Here is an 8,526-nt window from a genome sequence, read left to right as displayed (position 1 = left end):
GTGCTCCGTGCTCCGTGCTCCGTGCTCCGTGCTTTCCAGGATGGGTGCATGGGGGGCCTCGCAACCAAACCACTGGTCTCCGCGTTACGAGCAACACTCAGCCTCGTGCTCTCGCAGACAGGTCACTGATGCCCAGCACCACCCCCGTACCTCTCAACTCTGTTTTGACTAGGCGCCATTAGAGGGCCAATCGCGATCCACTCCCCCGCTACCGTTCCCACAGGGCTTCACATACGGACGTCAACGCCCCGGGGCCTGGGCCCTAGCATGGCCGCGTGGCCATCAACGACACCGCTAAGGACCAGAGCGATCGCGAGATCGAATCCCTCGCCGAGTTCGACCAGGTCGTCGCCGCGGGTTCCCTGATCGGGTTTCGAATACAGTCGGTGGACCTGACGGAGCGCACGTTCGCCCTGCTGTCGACGGACACCTCTGAAGCCGTGTTCCTGGGCTGCGCCATGCAGCCGGAGGCAACGGCCAAGGTCCGGGCCAGCGGGGCTCTCGTTTTCCCGCCGGTGCCGCATCTGCCGTTCAATCCGTACCGCGGCGCCCTCTACTCGGCCGGCGAACTCTTCCACGGGCTTGCGGAGGGGTACGAGCAGACGCCTGACGCCCGGGCCTACGCCTGGTTCGAGCGCACAAAGGCCGACGGCGACGTCTTCGCCTCCATGCTGCGCAGCATCCACGACGACGCCGTGTCCGACGCGCTGGACGAACACCTCGCCGGCGCTCGGGTGGTTGGCCTGATGGGCGGCCACGCGCTGGAGCGCGGCAGCTTGGAGTACGCCGGAGCCGCTGAACTCGGCAGGACCCTGGCCCGCAGCGGGCTGACGGTAGCGACGGGCGGGGGCCCCGGCGCCATGGAGGCCGCAAACCTGGGGGCCTACACCGCCCCGTTGGCCGACACTGCCTTGGACGAGGCACTGGAGCTGTTGGCCAAAGCACCGTCCTTCGCCCCGTCCGTGGGGCACTGGGCGTCAGCAGCCTTCGAGGTACGGAACCGTTGGCCGAGCGGCGGCACGTCCATCGGCATCCCCACCTGGTTCTACGGGCACGAACCGCCCAACGTCTTCGCCTCACACATCGCGAAGTACTTCGCGAACGCCACCCGCGAGGACGGGCTGCTCGCACGGAGCAACGCCGGCGTGGTCTTTCTGCCCGGAGCCGCGGGGACGGTGCAGGAAATCTTCGACAACACCACGCCGAACTACTACGAATCGCGCGGTGAGCCCACCCCGATGGTTCTCGTCAACCGTCACCACTGGACGCTTAAACTGCCCGCCTGGCCGCTGCTCCAGGCCCTCGCCAACGGGCGCCCAATGGCCCGCCGCATCGCACTCGTCGACACAATCGAAGAGGTGCCGGAGGCTCTGGCTGGCCTGACCACAGCGTAGGTGGGGGCGACTCGGCCACCAGCCGCCGCGTACGGCGTCGTGCTGAGCTCCGCACGGTGTACCGGCAGCTCGCTGTAGGCGGATGGCCCAACCCGCTGTTGCCCCGACTGCTCTTGGCTCCTCGGGCCCCGTGCGTCCGTAACAGACCATCAGCCAGCTCGCGTGAGGACAGACGTCCACGTCTCTCGTGCAAATCCTGGCCGGACCGCAGGACGACGGCCCGGGGTGCCCCGTGCCCCGTGCCCCGTGCCCCGTGCCCCGTGCCCCGTGCCCCGTGCCCCCGGCGATGATCTTGCGCCCCGTACCAGCAAAGGCGAGGCCCCACGCGCGAAGCTCCGCGCTCCGTCTCCCACCCCGCTCCGTGCTCCGTGCTCCGTGCTCCGTGCTCCGTGCTCCGTGCTCCGTGCTCCGTGCTCCGTGCTCCGTGCGGCATGGTGGCCCCTGTCCCTCGTACGCAGCCACCCGTCCCCAGGCCCGTACACAGCTCTGAGCCAGCAAGAGCAGGATCGACGCCCAGCCCCAGGTCCAAGCCCCCAAGGATCAAGCCGGCTCGCCGAGCACCACTACGTCCTCTGCCACGAACTCGACTGACACCCGGTCCCCCTCCGCCGGTGCGTCCCGCAACGGGCATGCCGCCTCCAGCGTCGGCCCGTGTTCAGGCCGCAGGAGCAGCGAGACGCCCAGGCCGCCCCGGAACGTCCGCGCCTCCACCAGGCAGGCAAGGCCGTCACTGGCTGCCGCGAGACGCACTCCAGTCGGTCGCACCAAGAGACGGCACGGGCCCGGACGCGCTCCGCCGGGTACGGGAATCACTCCCCAGGGCGTGTCCGCGGTGGCCCCACTCACGGTGGCTTCCACGACGTTGTCGAAGCCCAAGAAACGGGCGACGAACTCGGATACGGGGCGCTGCCAGACCTCCAGTGGCGTTCCCACCTGGGCGACACGGCCCTCCCGCATGACCACCACGCGGTCAGCGAGCGCGAAGGCCTCTCCCTGGTCGTGGGTGACAGCGAGCACCGTCGTACCGAGTTGGCGGAACATCTGGCGGAGCTCCACGACGAGCCGCTCCCGCAGCCCCCGGTCGAGTTGCCCCAGGGGCTCGTCCAGCATCAGCAGCTTCGGGCGTGGGGCCAGCGCGCGCGCCAGCGCCACCCGCTGCTGCTCGCCACCCGACAGGGCAGCGATCGCCCTGCGTTGTGCCCCGGGCAGACCTACGAGGTCGAGGAGTTCGGCTACGGCGCGGTCGACGTCGGTTCGTTCCGTTCGTCGCATACGCAGGCCGAACGCGACGTTGCCGGCTACGTCGCGCTGCGGGAACAGTTGGTGGTCCTGGAACATGAGGCCGACGCCCCTGCGATGGGCCGGCACCTTGGACTGATCACGCCCACCGAGCCAGACCCGTCCGGCTTCCGCCGCCTGGAGACCCGCCACCACGCGAAGCATGGTGGACTTACCACTCCCACTCGGCCCGAGCACGCCGACCGTCTCGTGCTCGGCCACGTCAAGGTCCACCGTGTCCAGTGCGAGTCGGTCACGGAACCTGACCGTCACCGCGTCCAGCCGCAGAAGAGCCCCTTCCAGCGCCCCGTCGCCCCGTGCCCCGTCGCCCCGTGCCCCGTCGCCCCGTGCCCCGTCGCCCCGTGCCCCGTCGCCCCGTGCCCCGTCCTCGCGCGGCTCCGCCGGCGCGGGACGTTCGGTCGTGGCAGGTACCGGAGCGGAGGGCGCCGGGGCGAGGTGCTCCGGTGGCCCCGGCGAATCGTCGCCTTGCTGTGCGGCGGGAGGCTGCGACCTCCGGCCCCCATCAGCCCGCTTCTTGTCCCACGACGTCATCTAGAACTCTCCCGAACGGTTGATACGGAGCCGCTCAAGGACCAGCAGCGCTGCCGCACAGACGACCATCAAGATCGTGCTCAGGGCCATGGCCTGGCCGTAGTTGAGTTCTCCGGCGCGGCCCAGGAAGCGGGCGATGGCCACCGGCAGCGTGGGGTTGTCGGAGCGTGCGATGAAGACGGTCGCCCCGAACTCGCCCAACGACACAGCGAACGCGAAGCCCGCCGCGATCAGCAACGCCCGCCGGACGAGCGGCAGGTCCACCTCGCGCCAGGCACGGAGCGGCGACGCGCCCAGGACGGTCGCGGCCTCACGCAGGCGATCGTCGACTGCACGGAGCACCGGCAGCATCGTGCGGACCACGAACGGAACGCCGACCAGGGCCTGCGCCAACGGCACCAGGAACCACGAGGCCCGCAGGTCCAGCGGCGGCTCGTCCAAGGTGATGAGGAAGCCGAACCCCACGGTGACCGCCGACGTTCCGAGCGGCAGCATCAGGAGCGCGTCGAAGCCCCGTACCAGCCGCCCCGCCCGCGTCGGTTCGCCGCCCCGTGGTCCGCGCACGGTGAGTGCGGCAGCAGCAAGGCCACCGACGAAGAGTGCGATGGCGGTCGCCGCCAACGCGTACTGCAACGAATTCCACAACGCATCCAGGGGCGCAACGACGAAGGTCCCACCGCTCTCATCGGCGGAAGCCAGCACCCGGTAGAAGTCCAAGCCGTAACCACCGGGACCGGAGAACGACCGCTCCACGAGGACGGCCAGCGGCAGCAGTATCAGCAGGGCGGTCACCACGAGGACACTCACCAGCAGTGTCCACTGTCCCGCACCCCGTGGGCGACGGGCCGTATACGAGGCGTCCACCAGCCGGAGCGTCGTCTCCCGCCGCCGCACCGTCCACGCGTGCACGGCGAGGAGCGATGCCACCGCGGCGAACTGGGTGAGGGTGAGCACCGCAGCCGTGGGCAGATCCAGGAGTTGCGCAGTCTGCCGGTAGATCTCCACCTCCAACGTCGCGTAGCGCGGCCCGCCGAGGATCTGGACGGCCCCGAAGGACGTGAAGGTGAACAGGAAGACCATGAGGGCCGCCCCGGCTATGGCTGGCCCCAGAGCAGGCAGCGTCACCCTGCGCCAGGCGGCGAACCGCCCAGCCCCCAACATCCGTGCGGCCTCCTCCTGCCGCGGATCGAGTTGCGCCCACAGCCCACCGACGGTGCGTACGACCACGGCGTAGTTGAAGAACACGTGGGCGAGCAGGATGGCCCACACCGTGGTGTCCAGCCGTACGCCCCACAGCTCGTCGAGCAGCCCACCACGCCCCAGCAGTGCGAGGAACGCCGATCCGGCGACCACGGTGGGCAGCACGAAAGGCACCGTCACCACCGCCCGCAGTACCTGCTTGCCCGGGAAGTCCAGGCGCGCGAAGACGTACGCGCCGGGGAGGGCGAGGGCAAGCGTCAGCCCTGTGGACGCAGCGGCCTGCCAGGTGGTGAACCACAGGACGTCCAGTACGTCGGGGTCGCTCAGGACCTCGCCGATGCGGCCGAACTGCCACGTACCGCCCGAACGGAGCCCACGCGCCGTGATGGCGGCGACCGGATAACCGAAGAAGAGCCCGAAGAAGCCGAGCGGTACGGCCATCAGGCCGAGCCTGAGCGCCGATGTCCGCCAGGCTCGTGGCTGGCGCCTATGGGGCCCGGTGCCCCATCGCCCGGACGCGCCGCGCGCTCCGTGCCCCGAGCCCCGTGCCTCGTGGCTGCCACCCTCGCGCTCCGCGCCCCGCGCCCCGCGCTCCGTTGCCGCCATCCCGGCGCCCCGCTCCGCGCGGCCGGTTGCCCCGTGCCCCGTGCCCCGTTCGGCTGCCCAGTCCTCCATGTCAGGAGGCAGTCCGTCGTTCACCTCACGACGAGCGAAGTCCACGACTTGATCCACTGCTCACGGTTCTCGGTGATCTCCTTCGGAGCAACCGTCGCCGGCTTGGTGATCTGCGCCCCGTACTTGGTGAAGACCTCCGGCAGCTTCGCGTCTTGCCGGACCGGGTTGACGTACATCGAGACCGGCACGTCCTCCTGGAAGGTCTTGCTCAGCATGAAGTCCAGCAGTGCCTTGCCGCCCTTGGTGTTCTTCGCTCCGTCAAGCAGTCCGGCGAACTCGATCTGGCGGAAGCAAGTCCCGGTGGCCACGCCCGTCGGGCCTTCCTTGGGCTGGGGCTCGACACCGACGACCTCTGCGGGCGGGCTGGAGGCGTACGAGACGACGAGCGGCTTGTCCCCCTTGCCAGAGCCTCCGCCGGAGCCGGAGAAGCGGTCGTTGTACGCCTGCTCCCAGCCGTCGACGACCTCGACCCCGTTGTCCTTCAGCTTCTTCCAGTAGTCCTGCCAACCGTCGGCTCCGTAAGTACCCACGGTGCCGAGCAGGAAGGCGAGCCCGGGCGACGACGTGGCGGCGTTCTCGGTCACCAGAAGGTTCTTGTACTGGGGCTTGATCAGGTCGTCGAAGGTGTTGGGCGGGGCGAGCTTCTTGTCGGCGAAGAACTTCCGGTCGTAGTTCACACAGATGTCGCCGGTGTCCACCGGGGTGACACGGTGCTTCGCGGCATCCAGTTGCAGCGCAGACGGCACCGTGTCGAGGTCCTTGGCGCGGTACGGGGCGAAGACGCCCTTGTCGAGTGCGCGCGAGAGCAGGGTGTTGTCGACGCCGAAGAACACGTCACCCTGTGGGTTTCCCTTGGACAGGATGGCCTGGTTCACAGCCGCACCGGCATCGGCGCCACGCACCACCTTGACCTTGTAGCCCGTCTGCTCCGTGAACTCCTTCCAGACGCCCTTCGACACCTGGAAGGAGTCGTGCGAGACGACGGTGACCGTCTTGGAGTCCGACCCGCTGCCGGAATCGCCGCAGGCAGCGAGCGTCGTGACGCCGAGGGCGCCGATCACGGCGGTGCTCATGGCACGCCGAAGGTAGCTGTTCATGAGTGACTCTGACTCCCTACGCCGGTATGACCCGGATCAGGTCCGAGGGTCTGCGGCCCCTTGCGGTGCCGCACTCTCAGCGCCTCGGCGCTCCCCTGTCGGAAATGTTCGCTTGTACGACCAAAGCAATATTGCGGCACATTATCAGCGCCACATCCCGCGACGAAGCCGCACTACCGTCGCGCCGCACGGGGCACGGGGCACGGGGCACGGGGCACGGGGCACGGGGCACGGGGCACGCCGAGTATGCGGTACGGAGCGGCGCGCCCCCTGGCTCCGTCAGCGCTCGGACGCCGCCAGTTGCCCACACGCCCCGTCGATCTCCTGACCACGGGTGTCCCGAACCGTCACGGGTACGCCATGCGCTTCGAGCGCCGCCACGAACGCCCGCTCGTCCTCCGGTCGCGAAGCGGTCCACTTCGAGCCGGGCGTGGGGTTGAGCGGGATGAGGTTCACGTGGACACGGTGCCCGCGGAGCAGCTTCCCCAGCAGGTCGGCGCGCCAGGCCTGATCGTTGATGTCCCTGATCAGGGCGTACTCGATGGAAATCCGACGGCCGGACTTCTCCGCGTACTCCCAGGCGGCGTCCAGCACCTCACGCACCTTCCAGCGCGTGTTGACAGGTACCAGGGTGTCCCGGAGTTCGTCATCGGGCGCGTGCAGGGAGACCGCGAGGCGGCACTTGAAGCCCTCGTCCGCGAACCGGAGCATCGCGGGGACTAGGCCGACGGTGGACACCGTGATGCCGCGTTGCGAGAGCCCCACGCCGTCCGGCTCCGGATCGGTCAGCCGCCGGATGGCGCCGACGACCCGGTTGTAGTTGGCCAGCGGCTCACCCATGCCCATGAAGACGATGTTCGACAGCCGGGCCGGGCCACCAGGCACCTCGCCGTCCCGCAGGGCCCGCATGCCGTCGACGATCTGGTGCACGATCTCGGCCGTGGAGAGGTTACGGTCCAGCCCCGCCTGCCCCGTGGCGCAGAACGGGCAGTTCATGCCGCAGCCCGCCTGAGACGAGATGCACATCGTGACGCGGTCCGGGTAGCGCATGAGCACGGACTCGACCAGAGTGCCGTCGTGGAGCCGCCAGAGTGTCTTGCGGGTGGTGTCGTCGTCGCAGCTGATGTGCCTGACCACGTTCATGAGGTCCGGCAACAGCTCGGCAGCCAGCTTCTCGCGCGCCGCGGCGGGGATGTCGGTCCAACCCGCCGGGTCGTGCGCGTAGCGCGCGAAGTAGTGCCGGGAGACCTGCCCAGCGCGGAACGGCTTCTCACCGATGGCAGCCACGGCCTCACGGCGCTCGGCAGGGGTGAGATCGGCGAGGTGCCGCGGCGGCTTCTTGGCTCCGCGCGGCGCGACGAAAGTGAGTTCTCCAGGTGCAGGCATGGTCCATCTAGTGTCGCAGACGTACGCCAAAGGGCTCGCCGACCGTGTTCCCCGCACTCAGGTACCGCAAAACTGCTGGTCAGAAGGTCAAGAAGGTCCAAGGTCCGCTCGTTCTTCGCCTCCCCCGTGCGCAACCGAACGGAGCGCCGGGTACGCAGGGAACAAACCTGCCCACCCGCCTGCCACCTCTTGCGCCTTGCCTGCCCCGTACACGCCCCCGTCGAGGAGAAACCCACCGCCGCTGCTCCTCACCCAGGCACGCACCACCCCCGGAGACAGCGACGGAGCCACCGGAGGCTCTTTCTCTCCGCCCCGCTACCAGGGCGTCGCACCCGGTGCGTCGCCAGCTCCGCGGGGAGCAAGCACTGGGGAGCAAGCACGCATCCGCACGCCGAACGCCGCGCCCTCATCGACAGCACCCACCACATGGCTCAGGACATGACGTTCCAGGCCCAAGGTGAGGCCCACACACCGCAACGAACCGTGGAACACCGCTGCCCCGTGCCCCGTGCCTCGTGCCCCCGGCAATGATCAGCACCCCGTACCAGCAAAGACGAACGGCCTCGCCCACAAGGCTCCACGCTCCGCCCCCGCTCCGTGCTCCGTGCCCCGTGCCTCGTGCCTCGTGCCCCCGGCAATGATCAGCACCCCGTACCAGCAAGGACGAACGGCCTCGCCCTCGCCCCGCTCCGTGCTCCGTGCTCCGTGCTCCGTGCTCCGTGCTCCGTGCTCCGTGCTCCGTGCCACAGGCAAACCCACCTCCCCGACCACCACAACCGCCCCCTACGTCTCGCCCACCCCACATACCGCCCACACACCCCACTCCGCCCCAGCCCCAACGCACAGCCCCACTCCCCCACCACCCACAAACCCTCATGACCACCCACCCCCACCCCACGCCACCTCCCACCCAACCCAAAACCGGCCGCCACCCCCAGCAACCT

The 8,526-nt window shown here is 69.4% G+C and carries 5 protein-coding genes and 1 riboswitch; of the genes, 1 reads left to right on the top strand and 4 read right to left on the bottom strand.

Annotated elements, in window-relative coordinates; translation table 11 throughout:
• The first annotated feature begins 275 nt into the window (after positions 1-275).
• Positions 276-1,394 (top strand): LOG family protein, encoded by a 1,119-nt coding sequence (locus ACMA1D_RS24720; RefSeq protein WP_414726191.1) that lies wholly within the window; start codon positions 276-278, stop codon positions 1,392-1,394.
• 540 nt (positions 1,395-1,934) lie between these two features.
• Here ACMA1D_RS24720 and ACMA1D_RS24715 read toward each other — a convergent pair.
• From ACMA1D_RS24715 to rlmN, 4 genes are all read right to left on the bottom strand, one after another.
• Positions 1,935-2,945, bottom strand: coding sequence for an ABC transporter ATP-binding protein (locus ACMA1D_RS24715; RefSeq protein ID WP_414726190.1), 1,011 nt, complete (start codon positions 2,943-2,945; stop codon positions 1,935-1,937).
• Positions 2,946-3,224: 279 nt separating this feature from the next.
• Positions 3,225-4,865: an ABC transporter permease gene (locus ACMA1D_RS24710; RefSeq protein WP_414726189.1), complete on the bottom strand. Its 1,641-nt coding sequence runs from the start codon at positions 4,863-4,865 to the stop codon at positions 3,225-3,227.
• Positions 4,866-5,119: 254 nt separating this feature from the next.
• Entirely contained in the window at positions 5,120-6,196 is a 1,077-nt protein-coding gene (locus tag ACMA1D_RS24705; protein WP_414726188.1) for a thiamine ABC transporter substrate binding subunit, read from the bottom strand.
• Positions 6,193-6,303, bottom strand: a riboswitch (TPP riboswitch). (Overlaps the previous gene by 4 nt.)
• 172 nt (positions 6,304-6,475) lie before the next feature.
• Positions 6,476-7,582: a 23S rRNA (adenine(2503)-C(2))-methyltransferase RlmN gene (gene rlmN, locus ACMA1D_RS24700; protein ID WP_414726187.1), complete on the bottom strand. Its 1,107-nt coding sequence runs from the start codon at positions 7,580-7,582 to the stop codon at positions 6,476-6,478.
• Positions 7,583-8,526 lie beyond the last annotated feature (944 nt).

The sequence above is a fragment of the Streptomyces sp. 796.1 genome, assembly GCF_047525675.1.
Lineage (GTDB): Bacteria > Actinomycetota > Actinomycetes > Streptomycetales > Streptomycetaceae > Streptomyces.
The sequence above is the reverse complement of the archived record's forward strand: the minus strand, read 5'-3'. Positions and strand labels throughout refer to the sequence as shown.

Bases quoted from the DNA above. Each gene is read 5' to 3' on its own strand.
- rlmN (WP_414726187.1), bottom strand. From the start codon at position 7,582: ATGCCTGCACCTGGAGAACTCACTTTCGTCGCGCCGCGCGGAGCCAAG.
- ACMA1D_RS24710 (WP_414726189.1), bottom strand. From the start codon at position 4,865: ATGGCCGTACCGCTCGGCTTCTTCGGGCTCTTCTTCGGTTATCCGGTC.
- ACMA1D_RS24705 (WP_414726188.1), bottom strand. From the start codon at position 6,196: ATGAACAGCTACCTTCGGCGTGCCATGAGCACCGCCGTGATCGGCGCC.